This is a genomic window from Paenarthrobacter sp. NPDC090517, from assembly GCF_044769165.1.
In the GTDB taxonomy this organism is placed as follows: domain Bacteria; phylum Actinomycetota; class Actinomycetes; order Actinomycetales; family Micrococcaceae; genus Arthrobacter.
This window is the reverse complement of sequence record NZ_JBIVXN010000001.1, coordinates 1,757,229-1,773,433: the sequence shown is the minus strand read 5'-3', so window position 1 is coordinate 1,773,433 and position 16,205 is coordinate 1,757,229. Positions and strand designations below refer to the sequence as shown.

The window sequence follows — 16,205 nt, the reverse complement described above, 5'->3', positions numbered from 1 at the left end:
CAACTGGAACTAGGCTACTCCCGGAGTTGTCCGTAGTCACTGGGATTCAGAAGTAACTCCAATCGATTGAACGCAGAGCCGGCGGGGGTACGACTACCTCTGGAGCGGGATTCTCTCGGACGGATCCGGTCCACGACCGGTTGGACCGGAGGACGCCAACCGGTTCAGTTGCTCTGCGGTGACCCTGATGTGGCTTGCGACTGTTGAGATGCCTGCAAGTGCGGCATGCGGCGTCAGTATGGGGCTGTGAAGAAACCATGACAGAAGCCCGTCGATGTCACTGTCTGGAAGGGGAAGGGGGACCGCCAGCATTTCACTTCCTACTTCCCAACGACCCTCCAATGGATCGGCAAAGCGGACGCCTTCGGCCACCTCCTTGGCTGTCTGGGCCACGTTGCTGACAGACAACAGCACATGGGTTCCGCGTTCCTTATCAACCGTGAATTTGGCCAGACCCAGGGCGCGAATGTGTTCAGGATCCAAGTGCAGTCCCAACTCCTCCCGGGCTTCGCGGGCCAACGCGCGCCTGGGGTCCGGTATGCCCCGGTGATCGCTGTCAGCGAGGATGCCATCGCGGGGTCGGAGTTCAAGATTGCCATTCACTGCCGGACCAAAGAGCTCGGCGTGGGATCCGGCGTGCTTCGACCGCCCCGCAAAGAGCATCTTATTGTCCCCGGTGATGACAACGGTAGACAGCGTAAGAAGTTTTGCATTTTCTCCGGCTGCGACCCGGGATTGCATGCCAGCGGCCTCCCCGGGTTTTCTGAAGGTCGCCGGATAGTGATCGGTCAGAACGGCCGCGTAAGTGGTTTCTGCCATGGCGAGGTGCAACCTCATGCGACCGTTCCCGTTGTCCCGCTCGGCGCGCCAATCGATGAGCCGTGGAAGGACGCTGTCAAAGGTACGCAGGTTCTGGAACTTGTCCCGAAGTATTCCGGATTCGACCGCAGTGGTTGGCAGGAGTTCCGTTTCCAGATCCTCGGCTTCGATGGCCACCGGACTTACTCGGGCACCTGGTTCGTGGAAGTCAGGCGCCAGCCTGTGACGCCTGTAGCTGACGAAAAGATCGTAGGCGAGTGTGCCCGATTCGAAATCGGGAAGTTGCCAAAGGTCAAACGTCCGTTCATCGGGCAGCTTCAGGTGCACAGCCCAGCACCGGCAGGAGACTTCCGCGCCTCCACCAGACGCAGCAGATGCCAGCGCCGCGGACGTGTCAATGGCGGTCTGTGCTTCTTTGGTAATCAGGGGAGCCGAGGCGGTGCCCAGGAATGAACCCTTCCGCAGTTCCGCTGCGTACAGGGAGTAGGCCTTGGAGAGTCCACCCAACGCCACTGTGGATGTGGAGAAAGTCAGCGGCATCGGATTCCCGGTTCCGCAGGTCATTGCAGGCGAAACAGCGTTGCCCCGATAGACGGTGGCCAGCCAGTTCAGTTCGTCGGCAGCGGAGGCAGGTCCATTTTCGGCGATGCTTTTCACCCTGAGCTTGCTGTCGCGAGGACTGATTCCGAGCCTCTGCATGGTGCGGATTCTTGCTCTTTTCATCAGGCGTTCCGGGTTGGCGCGCCATGCGGCGCGCAACGCCCAGATGGCAATAATGCCTGGAATGAACGAGAACCAGTCCGACAACGGCATTTCCAGCAGCTTGTCCAAGCACGTCCCCCAGGGGTAGCGATTCATTGTGGGCGGCATTGCTGCCAATGAACCATCCTATTCATCTCCATGGAGCCCACCGCTGTGCTTGCCGGGTGGGCTGGCTCGTCTATGCTCAGTTCATGACGATGGGGGAGAGCCCTAAGCGGCCGGGGGCGGTGACGTTCTCGGTGGTGCTGATGTACATCGGTGGCATCGTTCAAATCATTCTGGGGATCCTGACGATTTTCCTGCGGTACTCACCGGAGGCCCAGTCCGGTGGCATTGCCCTGCCTATCACTTTGCTCGGTGCAGGCATGATCCTGTTCGGCTTATTGGTGATCGGACTGGCCTCCGGGGTCGCGCGGGGGAGTGAAGCAGCCCGTCGTGGTGCAACAGCGGTGATGCTGCTTGGCTTGGCCTTTGCGGTGTTGGACCTCATCATTGCCGCAGATAATGATTGGTCGGCTGTTATCTCCCAGTCCGTCGCAACGGCGGCGGTGCTGGTGCCGTTGTGGGTGGGACGTGGTCGCCGCTATTTCGAGACGCGCTTCGTGACCCGGTGATGCAACGCTTCCTGGGCGTCCCTGTAGGCTACGCGTCGGTGAACGAAGCGGACGATCTCGATCAGCGCGATGCAAGCCACGGACGTTCCCAGGACGAGTAGTGCTGTAGGGAGCGTGGGATCGGTGAACTGCAGGAAGTCACGGGCTATAGGCACTGAATAGACCAGAACGAGCCCGATCATCATCGCCCCGATAACCAGGCCTTTGAAGCGGGTAACCGGACGCGAGAGCACCACCAGGATCCAGATTCCGATAATCGTCAGAATGAGCGTGGACCCGGTCCTGATCTCGGCTTCCGGGATCTGCAGGTTCGCGGCAAGGCGCGCGTAGGAAGCAAGCCCCAAGGTGACGGAAACGCCTGCCGGCACGGCGAATGTGAGCGACCGCCGCAGGAAACCAGGAACGTAACGCTGGGCGTTGGGCAGCAGCGCCAGGAAGAACGCGGGAATGCCGATGGTCAAGCCATCTGTCACGGAGAGCTGCCTGGGAAGGAACGGAAAAGGCAAAAGAAGGATGCCGAACGCGATGGCAAGGAAGGTGGCGTAGGCGGTCTTCGTGAGGAACAGCATTGACACACGCTCGATGTTGGCAATGACCTGCCGGCCCTCGGCAACGACGCTCGGCAGGTGGGAGAACTTGCCGTCCAACAGCACCAAACGTGCCACCGCCTTTGTTGCGGCGGCACCCGAATTCATGGCTACACCGATGTCCGCTTCCTTGATGGCCAAGGCATCGTTCACGCCGTCGCCGGTCATGGCCACTGTGCGACCGGCGGCCTTCAGCGCCACGACGATCCGCTTCTTCTGGTCAGGTGTCACACGGCCGAAGACCACGTTGTTATTGATGACTTCCAGGAACTCGTGGTCATCGTTCGGCAACTCACGGGCATCGAAGCCGTGGGGCGCATCCAGACCAACTTCCCGGGCAATTGCGGCGACCGTTTGCGGGTTGTCACCGGAAATGATCCGCACGTCCACATCCTGTGCTGCGAAGTAGGTGAGCGTTTCGGCAGCATCCGGGCGGATGTTCTCCTTGAAAGTCAGGAGAACTACGGGGACAGCATCCGCCGGGACGGTCTCGTCGTCAGTGGGCGTGCCGTGTGCCAGGACCAAGGTGCGCCGACCAGTCGCTGCCAACTCCACTGCCTGGGTGGCGAGCTGCTGAAGCATGGGATCGCGTGGGTTGCGCTCCGGGAACACCATTTCCGGTCCGCCCAGAACCCACATCCCGTCGTCGAAAATCACCGCGCTCCACTTACGGGCGGAAGAGAAGGGCACCCGATCAAGCGGTTGGCCGGCCGGCTGGTTGAAGTGCCCGTTGAGGCTGCGGGCTGTTGCGTTGGCATCCTTCTGCACGCCATACCAGGAAAGAACGGACTCCCAGCCGGGACGCGCGGCCAGGGGGTGAGCGGCGTCGAAAACGATGTCGCCTTGGGTGAGCGTCCCGGTCTTGTCGAGGCAGATGATGTCCACGCGGGCCAGGCCTTCGACGGCCGGAAGTTCCTGCACGAGGACCTGTTGTCGGGCCAGCTTCACCGCCCCCACGGCGAAGGTAATGCTGGTCATCAGCACCAGCCCCAAGGGGACCATGGCGACGACGGCGGCAATAGTCGCCGTAGCCGCGTCCCGCCACGCTCCACTCGCCGAGGCTTCGGTCCAACCGCCCTGGGCAATCATCTGGGCATTCAAAACCAGCAACGCCACGGGACCCACGAACCAAGTCACCCATTTGAGGACGCGGTCAATAGAGGAGCGGAGCTCGGAGGCCACCAGCGAGAATCGTTTGGCTTCGGCTGCGAGGGAGTTCGCGAAGGAATCGGCGCCCACCCGGTCCACCACAGCTGAGCCTTCACCGGCAACCACAACGGAGCCGGACAACACGCGGTCCCCGTTTTCCTTTTCAACGGCATCGGATTCACCGGTCAGCATGGACTCATCCACTTGGAGTCCACGTGAGCCTGTCACCACCCCGTCGGCGGGGACCTGGTCGCCGGCCCTTAGGACAAGGGTGTCGTCCAGCACCACGTCATCCAGGGCGATTTCTTCCTCTGAGCTTGCGCGCATCACCCGGGCGTGGGGTGCGTTCAGGAGCGCCAAACGGTCCAACGCCCGCTTTGCCCGGTACTCCTGGACGCTGCCGATCACCGCGTTGGCGACGGCACTGAAGCCGAAGAGCGCGTCCTGCCAGCGGCCGATAGCGAACAGGACAATGAAGCAGGCCAGGATGATGCCGTTGAACAGGGTCAGCACGTTGGCTCGGATGATGCTCCACACGCTGCGGCTGGTGTCCTGAACAAAGGCGTTGGTTTGCCCCGCGGCCACTCTCTGGGCCACCTCAGCAGTGCTCAATCCCTGCACCGACGACCCTACGAGCCGGACGGCAGGTCCTGGAAGATCCTTCTCGTTTGGCACTCATGCCCCCGTGTGTTGAGTCGGTGGAGCGATGGGTCTGAGTATGCCAGCCGCGGGGCGTTATGTCGCCGTCGTGGTTGTTAGGCTTGCTTCAATCTACTCGCGGAGGTACTGGCGGAGCCCGGGGATTGCGAAGTCCACCTTGCCGTAGCTGGCCGACTCGATCAGGCCCGCAGCGATGAGCCGGTTCCGATACTTGGAAATGACGTTGGGCTTGGCCTTGAGGATGGCGCCGATTTGACCAGCGGCAGATGGGCCGTCCTGGAGGGCCATTGCGTCGAGGAATTCGCGGTCTCTTTCTGAGATGTCCGACAGGGCTGACTCGACGACCACTAAGGTGTTCCGTCGTTGGGCCGCTGCGATTCCATTCTGAACGCGGCTCTGGTCCAGTTTCCATCCTGATTTGCCGGCTTCGAGCCAAAGGTAATAGCCGACCAGTTGGATCAGAAAGGGATAACCCTCGGTGGCTTCGGCTGCTTTGCTGATGAGGTCGGGGGAGATACTAACGCCGCCCTGACCGAAGAGCTCGCTGTAGGAAGCGGTGACTTCCGCGATGGCGGCTTCGTGGAGGTTGATCCTGTCAGCCCGCCGCAGGAACGTGGCCACGCCCTCATTGAGGAGGTCGGATACGGCCGCTGGCAGGCCAGCAAAGATCAGGCCGATGGGCAGCCCGTCGCGGATGAAGTGCTGGACGTCGGCGGCCAGTTGAGCGATTTCTGTCCTATCGACCGCATGGATCTCGTCGATGGTAATGACCAGTCCTGTGCCTTTCTCGTCCAGCAGACGCAACAGTTCGTTCCCTGTCCACCGCCAGTCGAGGGACCGTTCGGGTGGGAGCTGGGTTGTCAGTCCGAAGCCTGCTGCTGAAAAGGCGGTGATCTTCCGGGATGGAGGTCGGTCTCCGAACTCATCGAGGAGGCGGAGCATGTCATCGCCAACCCCCGCGAGGAAGCCTGGCGTGGCTGTTCGAGATATCACGGCCCAGCCATGATTCCGGGCGATACCTTCGGCTTCGCTCAACATGACTGTCTTGCCGATGCCTCTTGAACCGGTGATGATGGTCAGAAGCCCCGGCGCTCCGGAACCCTGCTGCAAGCCGTACTCGAACTCGTCCAGCAGCCCGGCACGCCCCACCAGCTCGGGAGGCGTGGCTCCGGCAGTCGGCTTGAAGGGATTCTGCATACACCCTCCTTGGGTGAAACCGGGTGAAACTGGTGAAAGTGGTGAAACTCCTGCCACCATAGGCCGACCCTCAGCTGGAAGCAAGCCTGGCGCGGGATAGGGGATATCAAGAGCGGAGGACAAGCGATGGACCAGCCAACACCATCCCCGGAGACCGGTTACGCAGAGATCAACGGACTACGGATGTACTACGAACTCCACGGTTCCGGTGGCACGCCCTTGCTGCTCCTGCACGGCGGGCTGTTCGACATCGAGCAGCAGTTCGGCGCACTTATCCCGGCCTTGTCAGCGGAGCGTCGGGTGATCGCCACGGACTTCCAAGGCCACGGCAGAACCAACGACATCGACCGCCCATTGAACACCGCCGATTTGGCCTCGGACGTCGTGGGTCTTCTGGAGCACCTGGACGTCGGAGAGGTTGACGTCTTCGGATTCAGCGTTGGCGGGGCCGTTGCACTGCATCTGGCGATCAAACACCCCGAACTCGTCCGTAAACTCATTGTCTCGTCAGTGTCTTTCAACCCCGACGGCGATCGCGGCGGAAACGCTGAGGTGGTCACGGAAATGACCGTTGACATGATTGCCGGAACGCCCATGGAGCAGCGGTATCTGGAGGTCTCTCCGCACCCGGACCACGAGCATCTCCAAGGACTCTTGACCAAGCTCGGCGGCTACGACTCCGGTTCAAAGGGATGGACGGACGACGAGATCCGCGGCATCCAGGCCCCCACCTTGATCACTGTAGGGGACTGCGACATGGTCAAGCTTGAGCACGCAATTCGGTTCCTGCAGTTGCGCGGGGGAGATGTGAACGGCGATTTTGAGGGTGTGCCCGCCTCGCAGCTGGCCGTCTTCCCCGGTACGACGCATTTCTTTGGCCTCGCGAGGACAAACCTTGTCTTGGATGTGGTGACTACGTTCCTCGACGCGCCACCGCCATCCGGCTGGCAAGACCAGTAGCCTCTCAAGCTCCCTGGCCCAATTCAGGCCCCAGAATCGCCGCCTTCTTCAAATCGCCTGCCGTGCAGCACCCCGCCACCACGCCACCGTGGCCGCTGCTGCTTCCGCCAAAGGCGTGGGTTCAAGGCCCAGCAACCGCTGGCTTTCGGAGGAGTCCATCACGAAGGGACGCTCGAACTGGTACAGCAATTCGGCCAGCTCGCGCATTTCCGTGGAGAAAATGCCCGCCACCCGCAGCACCCAACCGGGCACGGCGCTCACTTTCGGGGTGGCCACCCCAGCGGCGCCCGCATAGGCAGCCGCAACTTCGCGCTGAGTCATTGGCGAGCCGGTGGGCCCATGCAGCACGCTGTTCCAGAGCTCGGGCTTCTGCGCTGCGACGATCATTGCCGCGGCCAGGTCGGGAACGTAAGTAAAGGAGTGCGGCTGATCTGCGCTTCCGATTGCTTGGATTGGCTTGCCCGACAAGACCAGTGGAACCATCCGTTCGCCGGCATGGGCCATTTTCACACGAGGCCCAAAGAAGTCTCCTGCCACGACGCTCACAGTGTTGGCGGGATGGGCCTCGCGTGCTCTAAGCAGCTGGACGCGGATGCCGCGCTTGCCACCCGCAGCTTCCCGCGGGCTCGTTTCGGTCATGATCCGGTCCGGCTCGCTGTACGAGTAAAGGCTTTCGGGGAAGACGACGACGGCGCCGGCGGCTTCCGCTGCGTCCATCACCACTTGCTCGGCCTGGGGGAGTTCGGCGGCCCACGTTGTTGCCCGATAGGCGGAAGCGTGGATGCAGTGGAAGACTGCGCCGGCTCCAGTGATGGCCTGGCTGAGCTGTTCGCGATCTGACGCGTCCACCTGCAGCCGCTCCACCAAAGGGTGGTCAGGGCCGCTGCCCGAGCGGGTGAGGACGCGCACTTGATGACCTTGCTCCGCGAGTTGTTCGGCGACGGTGTATCCAACTGGTCCTGCTCCGGTGACGACGTACATCGTGGTCCTTCTCTCGGGTCTCTTCTCCAGATAATGAAACTGAGAGCACTGCTCTCTCAATTAGGATGAGTCGCGAAGTACGCAAAGTCAAGAGCACTGCTCTCATGTGCTGCTACCGCTCTCATTTGTGGCAAGCTGTGGTCATGAGATCAGTCGAACCCACTTCCGCGAAACCCAAGGAGAAGCCCCCGACTCCCCGCGAACGTGCCCGCACTCAGACCATCGCCGACATCGTTCGGATCGGCCGGGAACACTTGGCTCTCCATGGTGCCGCCGCCCTATCCCTGCGTGCGGTGGCGAGGGATCTTGGCGTAGTTTCCTCGGCCGTTTACCGTTACGTCGAGAACCGCGACGAACTACTTACGCTCCTGCTGATCGACGCCTACAACGAGTTGGGCGACGAAGTTGACGCAGCTGTGGACGCGCTGCCGGAGAATGCCTTCGCCGGACGGTTCAAAGCGCTGGCAAAGGCCGTCCGGGCGTGGGCCATCCGTGAGCCAGCAAGCTACGCCTTGCTCTTCGGCAGCCCCGTGCCCGGATATCAGGCACCCGGTGAGCGCACAACCGTCCCTGGGACGCGGGTTATCTACCGTCTGGTGAGCATCTTCGACGCCGCCCACCGCGCAGGTGCCTTGGACGCCGAGGCGACTGCCGGCGTCGTGATTCCACCTGCTTTGGCAAAAAACCTGGCGAGCATTCGAACGGAACTGAATCTCGCTGTACCTGATGCGTCACTGGCGCGGGGAGTCTTGGTGTGGACGTCCGTGTTCGGTGCGGTCAGTTTCGAGGTGTTCGGGCAGTACGGTCCGGATACCTTCACGCCCCGGGACGAACTTTTCGACCATCAGCTGGGCGTGCTTCAGGGTGTCATGGGGCTCCAAGGCTAGGGCGCTACAGTATTCAGATGGCTCGAGGACTTGCAGACATTGGTGCGGAGGGTGTCCTTCTCGCCGGTGCGGGCCGCGCGATTCTCCTTCAGATTGCCGACCCCAGGGTTGGTCACGGAGTCGCGGACCACAGCGACTTTGCCCACCGGCCGCAGGACAGGCTCCGGGCCACGCTGACTTATGTTTACGCCGTGGTTTACGGAACGGAAGAACAGGTCGCGGCCGTGCGCCGCGCAGTCAATCGCGCCCACGCGCCGGTCCGCCGGAACGCTGACAATGCATCAGCCGGTTACAACGCCTTCGACGCCGATTCCCAACTGTGGGTTGTCGCCACCCTTTACGACACGGCGGTCACCGTTTACCAGCAGGTTCACGGACTACTCGACGACGAAACCGCCGATCGCATGTACCTCGACTATGCGCGGATCGGGACGGCACTGCAGCTTCCGCCAAACAAGTGGCCCGCTGACCGCGCGGCCTTTGCCGCGTATTGGGACGCGCACGTGGCAACTTTGCAGCCCGATGAGAAGGCCCGCAAAATCGCCCGGGACCTGCTCTACCCGGCAGCAGGTCCGCTCCTGATGCGCTTGGCAATGCCGCTGGCCCGCTTCCTCACGGCGGGCTTGTTGCCGGAGCACCTTCGTAAGGATTTCGGATTCACCTGGGGTCCCAGCCAGGCGCGACGCTACGAACAGACGATGCGCCTAGTGGGGCGCGTTTACCCGCGGCTGCCGCAGCGTATTCGTCACTGGCCGAAGGACTACTACTTGGGCCAACTCAAACCAGGCAGAATGCCCCACCATGCGTAATTTCACCTCGGTTGAGCAGTCCATTGATGACGCCGCCCACCGATATTTGGACCGGCCCGGAGTCGGCCGCATGCGCGGACGTCTCACGGAGTTCGTGGTCTTTGGGCTGAAGCAGGCCTGGGCTTGTGTGTTCGGAGCGGCCTTACTCGCAGTGATCATCGCGGCCCGTCTTTGGTACCCGGACAATGCGGCTCTCGCCCGGAATGACTTCCTCACCATCGCCGCCGTCGTAATCCAAGTACTAATGATCAGTTTCAAACTCGAGACGCTGCGCGAGCTGCGGGTGATCCTGCTCTTCCATGTGGTGGGGACGGTGATGGAGTTGTTCAAAACGGACGTCGGTTCCTGGGCTTATGAGGCGGAAGGCGTCCTGCGGATTGGGGCCGTGCCACTGTTTAGCGGGTTCATGTACGCGGCCGTTGGTTCCTATATGGTGCGTGTTTTCCGGCTGTTCGACCTCCGTTTTGATCGATACCCGCGGCGGTGGGTCACGGCTGTTGTTGCTGGCGCGATCTACGTTAATTTCTTCTCGCACCACTACATCTTCGATGCACGCTGGGTGCTGCTGGCCGCCGTCGTGCTTGTCTACGGGCGGTGCGTCATGCACTTCAGGGTGTTCCGGCGTCGATTCCGCATGCCGATCCTGGTGTCGTTCCTGCTGGTGGCGCTGTTCATTTGGTTCGCCGAGAACATCGGCACTTGGTCACGCGCGTGGCTGTACCCGAACCAGCTGGACGGGTGGCAGGCGGTCTCCATCGACAAGCTCCTGGCATGGTTCCTGCTGATGATTATCTCGGTGGTGCTGGTTGCCTGGGTGTACAAGCCGGAGCCGCTTGGCGCCGTCGAAACCGCTGAAGTTCCTAGGCTTCGCCGCGTAGCGCCTTGAGCGCCGCGCGCCGCGCTTGAAGCAAGGGCTCGACGTCGGACACCCGACTGAGGTTGACGGCTTCCGGGGAGGGAGGGTCGCGTTGGGCGTCGATCACGATCCCGAAGCCGCCGAATGTGCCGGCGGCGAGCCACGAGTCTCTTCCGGGCCAAAGGGTGAAGTGTGTGGCTGCGCCGTCAACAGTGATCGTAATGCGCCCGCTGGGGAGGGCATTGAAGGTGGCGTTCTGCCGCTGAAGTTCCTCCAGGTTGTGCGGAATTCCGGCCGAGGCGCGCCACCGGTTTCGGGCAGTCTCCCGGGGATCCTGTTTTGTTGTGATGACTTCCACCAGCGGCCCTGTTGGAGAGAAGGTGTCGCCATGCACCACCCCGCCCTCGCTGCCATCCAGTTGCCAGTTGCCCAACATGACCGGGACATCCCACTCCTTGATGAAGAACAGAGGGAGCCGGTCCGCGCCTTCCCTGACCTCCTGATCCATTCGGTCGTTCATGGCCCAGAACTCGTCCGGCGGCAGGTATCCCGTGAACTCCATCGCGTCAGTCTGCCAGTTCACCCTAGGCGAAACCAGCCCTGCAACCGCGTGATTCCGGCATTTTTCAGTCGGCAAATGAGAAAATTGAGCGTACTTCACTCAACTTTGGATTGACTTAAATCTGAGCCTGAGTACAGTTGAGTGCAGAACGCTCAACTAGCCGATTGTTGAGTGGGCTCCCGGCAGTGAAACCGCCCAGCGGACCGCTGCCAGGTGCAATCTCCAACATCGGCCATTGAAAGGAAACAAGATATGTCACGTGCAGTAGGTATCGACCTCGGAACCACCAACTCCGTGGTCTCTGTTCTCGAAGGTGGCGAGCCCACCGTTATCGCCAACGCAGAAGGCGGCCGCACTACGCCGTCCGTCGTTGCGTTCTCCAAGTCCGGCGAAGTCCTGGTCGGCGAAATCGCCAAGCGCCAGGCCGTCAACAACATCGACCGCACCATCGCTTCCGTCAAGCGCCACATGGGCACTGACTGGAGCGTCGCCGTCGATGACAAGAAGTACACGCCGCAGGAAATCTCCGCGCGTATCCTCATGAAGCTCAAGAACGACGCCGAGAGCTACCTGGGTGAAAAGGTCACCGACGCAGTGATCACCGTTCCGGCCTACTTCAACGACGCCGAGCGCCAGTCCACCAAGGAAGCCGGCGAAATCGCAGGCCTCAACGTCCTCCGCATTGTCAACGAGCCCACCGCGGCTGCACTGGCATACGGCCTGGACAAGGGCAAGGAAGACGAACTCATCCTGGTGTTCGACCTCGGTGGCGGTACCTTCGACGTCTCCCTCCTGGAGGTTGGCAAGGACGAAGACAACTTCTCCACCATCCAGGTCCGCGCAACCGCCGGTGACAACCGCCTCGGTGGCGACGACTGGGACAACCGTGTTGTCGAGTGGCTCCTGAGCCAGCTCAAGGTCAAGGGCATCGACCTCTCCAAGGACAAGATCGCCCTCCAGCGTCTCCGTGAAGCTGCAGAGCAGGCCAAGAAGGAACTGTCCTCCTCCACCAGCACCAACATCTCCCTTCAGTACCTCTCCGTCACCCCCGACGGCCCGGTCCACTTGGACGAGCAGCTGACCCGTGCCAAGTTCCAGGACCTCACCAAGGACCTGCTGGACCGCACCAAGAAGCCGTTCCAGGACGTCATCGCTGAAGCCGGCATCAAGGTTTCCGACATCGACCACATCGTCCTCGTCGGTGGCTCCACCCGTATGCCTGCCGTCTCCGAGCTCGTCAAGGAACTCGCCGGCGGCAAGGAGCCCAACAAGGGCGTCAACCCGGACGAAGTTGTGGCCGTTGGTGCCGCACTGCAGGCAGGTGTCCTGAAGGGTGAGCGCAAGGACGTCCTCCTCATCGACGTCACTCCGCTGTCCCTCGGCATCGAAACCAAGGGTGGCGTCATGACGCACCTCATCGAGCGCAACACCGCTATCCCCACCAAGCGTTCCGAGACCTTCACCACCGCTGACGACAACCAGCCGTCCGTGGCCATCCAGGTCTTCCAGGGCGAGCGTGAATTCACCCGCGACAACAAGCCGCTGGGCACGTTCGAACTGACCGGCATTGCTCCGGCGCCGCGCGGCGTTCCGCAGGTCGAGGTCACCTTCGACATCGATGCCAACGGCATCGTGCACGTGTCCGCAAAGGACAAGGGCACCGGCAAGGAACAGTCCATGACCATCACCGGTGGCACGGCACTGTCCAAGGACGACATCGACCGCATGGTCCGTGAAGCCGAAGAGCACGCTGCAGAGGACAAGGCCCGCCGCGAAGCTACGGACACCCGTAACTCCGCAGAGCAGCTCGCCTACTCCGTGGACAAGCTGATCGCCGACAACGACGACAAGCTGCCCGAAGAGGTCAAGACCGAGGTCAAGGCCGACGTCGACGCCCTCAAGTCCGCGCTGGAAGGCACCGACGACGCCGCTGTGAAGACTGCTTTCGAGAAGCTCCAGGCTTCCCAGACGAAGCTCGGCGAAGCCATCTACTCGCAGGCTGCCGCAGCTGACGCTCCGGGTGCCGGTGCAGAAGGTGCTCCGGCCGGTGAGAAGGCTGCTGATGAGGACATCGTCGACGCCGAAATCATCGACGAAGACGAAGCGAAGAAGTAGCCATGCCTCACCACGGCAACGAAGCAGAGCACTCAGAAGGCAACGAGCCGCGTAAGCCAGTTATCCGGGACAACCGCAAGGTTGATCCGGAGACCGGCGAAGCACGTCAGCCTGAAAGCGAAGCTGCGGCTCCTACCGAAGGCAACGCCGCTCCCACGGACGGCGACGCCCTCTCCCAAGCTGAGGAAATCCTCAACGGGGTAGAGGTGCCGGCCGAGGAATCGGTAGCCTCCGGTGCCGCGGCTGAAGCCCAGGCAGCGGAGCTCCGCAACGACCTCCTCCGCCTTCAGGCTGAGTACGTCAACTACCGCAAGCGCGTCGAACGCGACCGCGCCGTAGCAGGAGAGATGGCCGTCATCGGCGTCCTGAACTCGCTGCTCCCGGTGCTGGACGACGTCGACGCCGCCCGCCAGCACGGTGACCTCGAAGACGGCCCCTTCGCCGCTATCGCCACCAAGCTGGAGAATGCGCTGAAGACGTACGGACTGGAGCGCATCGCCGATACCGGAGTCGAATTCGACCCCACCATCCACGAGGCACTCATCCAGCAGCCCGGCGAAGACATCGAGGTTGACACGGTCAGCCAGGTGCTGCGCTCCGGATACCGCTCCGGCGAGCGTGTCCTGCGTGCAGCCCAGGTCATCGTGGCTGTTCCGGCTTAGTACCCCTCTCGAGATGGCAGTTCGTGACAGTGTTTGAGTAGAACATTGGCGCGAACTGCCATCTCGTTCCCCAAACGAAAGGAAACGCTCTTGGCCAGCCAGGACTGGGTTGAAAAGGATTTTTACGCGATCCTTGGTATTGCCAAGGACGCGTCCGACGCGGATATCAAGAAGGCTTACCGCAAGCTAGCCCGCGAGCATCACCCTGACACGAACTCGGGCAATGCTGCTGCGGAGAAGAAGTTCAAGGACATTTCCGAGGCCTACTCGGTGCTGTCGAATCCCGAGGATCGGCAGCAGTACGACGCCATCCGCGCCATGGGTGGTGCCCGCTTTGCTCCGGGTGCCGGAGCCGGACGCGGTGGTGCCGGGGCCAACGGTGGGTTCGAGGACCTGTTCGGCGGCTTGTTCGGCGGCGGGCCCGGTGCTCGTCAGCCTGCTGGCGGTGGAATACCTCCGGAGTTCGCTGACCTGTTTGGCGGTGGCTTCGGCGGAGCCGGCCAGACCGGATTCCAGCGTGCACCGCAAAAGGGTGCTGACCGGACGGCCACCACATCCATCTCGTTTGCCGGCTCCATCAAGGGGACTACGGTCAGCTTGCGTGAAAGCAACGGAAACGTGATCGACGTCAAGATTCCCGTCGGCATCAAGGACGGGCAGAAGGTCCGTCAGCGCGGCAAGGGCAACGTTGGCCCGGCCGGTAATGGCGACCTCATCATCACGGTGAGCGTGAAGCCCCACGACTTTTTCCAGCGCGACGGCGACAATATCCGCATCCACGTGCCCGTCACGTTTGCGGAAGCGGCGCTGGGCGCCACCATTGAAGTGCCAACGCTCGACGGCGACACCGTCAAGGTTCGCGTCCCGGCAGGCACACCATCGGGCCGGACACTCCGGGTCAAAGGCCGGGGTGTGAAAACGTCCAAGTCCACCGGCGACCTGCTGGTGACAATCGACGTCGCGGTTCCCCAAAACCTGAACAAGGAAGCGGAAGAAGCTGTGAAGGCGTTCGCTGCCGCAACCACCGACGCCAACCCACGTCACGACCTGGCCGCAAAGGCCCGGTTGTAAGGAGGCGGTCATGGCCATCGACGTCAACCAGCCGATCTTTGTCATCTCCGTCGCTGCGGAGCTTGCCGACATGCATCCGCAGACGTTGCGCCAGTACGACCGCCTGGGCATCGTCTCGCCCAGTCGCGCGCCCGGCAAGTCCCGCCGCTATTCGCAGAACGACGTCAACAAACTGCGGGAGGTCCAACGCCTCTCGCAGTCCGGCGTCTCCCTCGAGGGCATCAAGCGCATCCTCGACCTCGAAAACCAAGTGGCCGCGCTGCAGTACAGGGTGACGGAGCTGCAGGAAGAACTGTCCCGTCGCCGTTCACCACTGGACGCGCGGATTTTCGCTGCGGGAGCAGCCGGGGACGTCGTCAGCCTGGCCCGCGGTCAACGGCCTCGGGCAAGGTCCCAGGCTGTTGTTGTGTGGCGGCCGCGGCAGGGCGAAAACCTGTAGCCTCAAGCCCTACGGCAGGGTCCGGTCCCAGCTCACCACCACGCGGGCAGCACCTTCTTCGGTTCGTTCCACGTTGGTGACGATCTGCGTTTCCCTCGCTCCCATGTCACGGATCTGCTGTTTGTAATCCTCGATGTGCTCCAAGAGCGACTCTTCGGTCCACTCGCCCGGCCGCATCCTTGTTGAGATCTCGACGGGCTCTTCAGGGACAAGGATTTCCGCCGGCTGTGCCACATGGGGTTGGGAAGCGTCAGTGGGCGACGTTTCCAGCCGCGAGGCTCCCCTTGGCTCGTGCCCCCGGTTCCGGACCGGCTCGGGCTCTCCTGGCGGCACCAGCATACGGAAAGCGAACGCTCCACCTGCCACCCCCGCTACGAGACCCATGGCGACGAGCCAGAGGGCCCGTCCGGATCGGCGCCGCTTCGGCTCCACGCCGGGAGTAGCCAGCGGCCTAGAATGTGTTGCCTTCTTAGCGCTTCGTCGTGCCATGGGGATTTCAACTTTCCAGTCGGCGGTTGGATTTCCGTACTCGTGGTGCGTCAGGAACCTGCCCCTCCATCGTAAGCATGCTTAGGACCCTTGGTAAGTTGTGAAGACGGTCCTGGTGGGAAATCCCTCGAGTGGAGGCCGTTTTGCCTGTGGCTAGAAGCCGTGAACGGGCAGATAATGAAGGCATGGCACGGCAAGCAGCGCTCGTGCAGATGTTCTGAGCATCGCCGCAGGTTGCGGCCCTGCTCGTGTGGTGAGGAATTCCGATGTCGTTGTCGGATGAAGAACGCAGGAGCTTGGAAGAGCTGGAGCGGGATCTCGCTGCAACGGATCCCGACCTCGCGTTTGAGTTGAAGTCGGGCCGCCCGCGTGGGGCGATAGCCCGTACGGTTTCCGGCGCCCTGGCAGTTTTGATCGGTTTTGTCCTGGTCATTGCAGGGATCGTCACCCAGCTGGTGATCCTGGGCGTTGCGGGCTTCCTGCTAGCCAGCGCCGGAGCGTATTGGCTCCTGGCCGGAACCTCGCTGCGGAGACGGATTGAACGGCGCGACGAGGACCCGGCCCCTTGACGACGACGACCCGGCCC

16 protein-coding genes are annotated in these 16,205 nt (G+C 62.2%); 10 read left to right on the top strand and 6 right to left on the bottom strand.

All coding sequences use genetic code 11. The features are described from left to right. Positions 1-93: 93 nt before the first annotated feature. Positions 94-1,698: a hypothetical protein gene (locus ACIQTW_RS08220; protein ID WP_402935901.1), complete on the bottom strand. Its 1,605-nt coding sequence runs from the start codon at positions 1,696-1,698 to the stop codon at positions 94-96. A 74-nt stretch (positions 1,699-1,772) separates the two neighbouring features. Here ACIQTW_RS08220 and ACIQTW_RS08215 point away from each other — a divergent pair, with 74 nt between their 5' ends. Further along, entirely contained in the window at positions 1,773-2,195 is a 423-nt protein-coding gene (locus tag ACIQTW_RS08215; RefSeq protein ID WP_402935898.1) for a hypothetical protein, read from the top strand. Here the strand turns inward: ACIQTW_RS08215 and ACIQTW_RS08210 are convergent. Both ACIQTW_RS08210 and ACIQTW_RS08205 read right to left on the bottom strand, forming a co-directional pair. Continuing rightward, a complete protein-coding gene (locus ACIQTW_RS08210; protein ID WP_402935895.1) occupies positions 2,165-4,606 on the bottom strand; it encodes an HAD-IC family P-type ATPase in 2,442 nt (813 codons plus the stop codon). The genes ACIQTW_RS08215 and ACIQTW_RS08210 overlap by 31 nt on opposite strands. A gap of 96 nt (positions 4,607-4,702) precedes the next feature. Then, positions 4,703-5,788 (bottom strand): AAA family ATPase, encoded by a 1,086-nt coding sequence (locus ACIQTW_RS08205; RefSeq protein ID WP_402935892.1) that lies wholly within the window; start codon positions 5,786-5,788, stop codon positions 4,703-4,705. Positions 5,789-5,914: 126 nt separating this feature from the next. Here ACIQTW_RS08205 and ACIQTW_RS08200 point away from each other — a divergent pair, with 126 nt between their 5' ends. Then, positions 5,915-6,748 (top strand): alpha/beta fold hydrolase, encoded by an 834-nt coding sequence (locus ACIQTW_RS08200; protein ID WP_402935890.1) that lies wholly within the window; start codon positions 5,915-5,917, stop codon positions 6,746-6,748. A 48-nt stretch (positions 6,749-6,796) separates the two neighbouring features. On the opposite strand, the gene ACIQTW_RS08195 is transcribed toward ACIQTW_RS08200, so the two are convergent. Then, positions 6,797-7,729 carry an NAD-dependent epimerase/dehydratase family protein gene (locus ACIQTW_RS08195; RefSeq protein WP_402935888.1) on the bottom strand — a complete coding sequence of 311 codons (933 nt, stop codon included), beginning with the start codon at positions 7,727-7,729 and terminating at the stop codon, positions 6,797-6,799. Between the two features lie 143 nt (positions 7,730-7,872). On the opposite strand from ACIQTW_RS08195, the gene ACIQTW_RS08190 reads away from it, so the two are divergent. From ACIQTW_RS08190 to ACIQTW_RS08180, 3 genes are read left to right on the top strand one after another with little or no spacing between them, the layout of a single operon-like run. Next, complete coding sequence (locus ACIQTW_RS08190) at positions 7,873-8,616, top strand: TetR/AcrR family transcriptional regulator (RefSeq protein ID WP_402935885.1); 744 nt, start codon at positions 7,873-7,875, stop codon at positions 8,614-8,616. Positions 8,617-8,633: 17 nt separating this feature from the next. After that, positions 8,634-9,425, top strand: coding sequence for an oxygenase MpaB family protein (locus tag ACIQTW_RS08185; protein WP_402935882.1), 792 nt, complete (start codon positions 8,634-8,636; stop codon positions 9,423-9,425). Further along, positions 9,418-10,311, top strand: coding sequence for a DUF817 domain-containing protein (locus ACIQTW_RS08180; RefSeq protein WP_402935879.1), 894 nt, complete (start codon positions 9,418-9,420; stop codon positions 10,309-10,311). The genes ACIQTW_RS08185 and ACIQTW_RS08180 overlap by 8 nt, the downstream gene beginning before the upstream one ends. Here ACIQTW_RS08180 and ACIQTW_RS08175 read toward each other — a convergent pair. Then, on the bottom strand, positions 10,286-10,843 hold the full coding sequence (locus ACIQTW_RS08175) for a hypothetical protein (RefSeq protein WP_402935876.1): 558 nt from the start codon (positions 10,841-10,843) through the stop codon (positions 10,286-10,288). The two genes, ACIQTW_RS08180 and ACIQTW_RS08175, sit on opposite strands and share 26 nt — an antisense overlap. A gap of 252 nt (positions 10,844-11,095) precedes the next feature. On the opposite strand from ACIQTW_RS08175, the gene dnaK reads away from it, so the two are divergent. The 4 genes from dnaK (at position 11,096) to ACIQTW_RS08155 (ending at position 15,130) form a co-directional block, all read left to right on the top strand. After that, entirely contained in the window at positions 11,096-12,958 is a 1,863-nt protein-coding gene (gene dnaK, locus ACIQTW_RS08170) for a molecular chaperone DnaK (RefSeq protein ID WP_402935873.1), read from the top strand. 2 nt (positions 12,959-12,960) lie between these two features. Then, on the top strand, positions 12,961-13,620 hold the full coding sequence (locus ACIQTW_RS08165; RefSeq protein WP_402935870.1) for a nucleotide exchange factor GrpE: 660 nt from the start codon (positions 12,961-12,963) through the stop codon (positions 13,618-13,620). Between the two features lie 90 nt (positions 13,621-13,710). Further along, the gene (locus ACIQTW_RS08160) at positions 13,711-14,691 is read left to right on the top strand and encodes a DnaJ C-terminal domain-containing protein (RefSeq protein ID WP_402935867.1); all 981 of its coding nucleotides are present in this window, start codon (positions 13,711-13,713) and stop codon (positions 14,689-14,691) included. Between the two features lie 10 nt (positions 14,692-14,701). Continuing rightward, entirely contained in the window at positions 14,702-15,130 is a 429-nt protein-coding gene (locus ACIQTW_RS08155; RefSeq protein WP_402935864.1) for a heat shock protein transcriptional repressor HspR, read from the top strand. Between the two features lie 9 nt (positions 15,131-15,139). On the opposite strand, the gene ACIQTW_RS08150 is transcribed toward ACIQTW_RS08155, so the two are convergent. Next, complete coding sequence (locus ACIQTW_RS08150; RefSeq protein WP_402935861.1) at positions 15,140-15,514, bottom strand: hypothetical protein; 375 nt, start codon at positions 15,512-15,514, stop codon at positions 15,140-15,142. Between the two features lie 371 nt (positions 15,515-15,885). Here ACIQTW_RS08150 and ACIQTW_RS08145 point away from each other — a divergent pair, with 371 nt between their 5' ends. Continuing rightward, on the top strand, positions 15,886-16,188 hold the full coding sequence (locus ACIQTW_RS08145; RefSeq protein WP_402935858.1) for a DUF3040 domain-containing protein: 303 nt from the start codon (positions 15,886-15,888) through the stop codon (positions 16,186-16,188). The last annotated feature ends 17 nt before the right edge of the window (positions 16,189-16,205 follow it).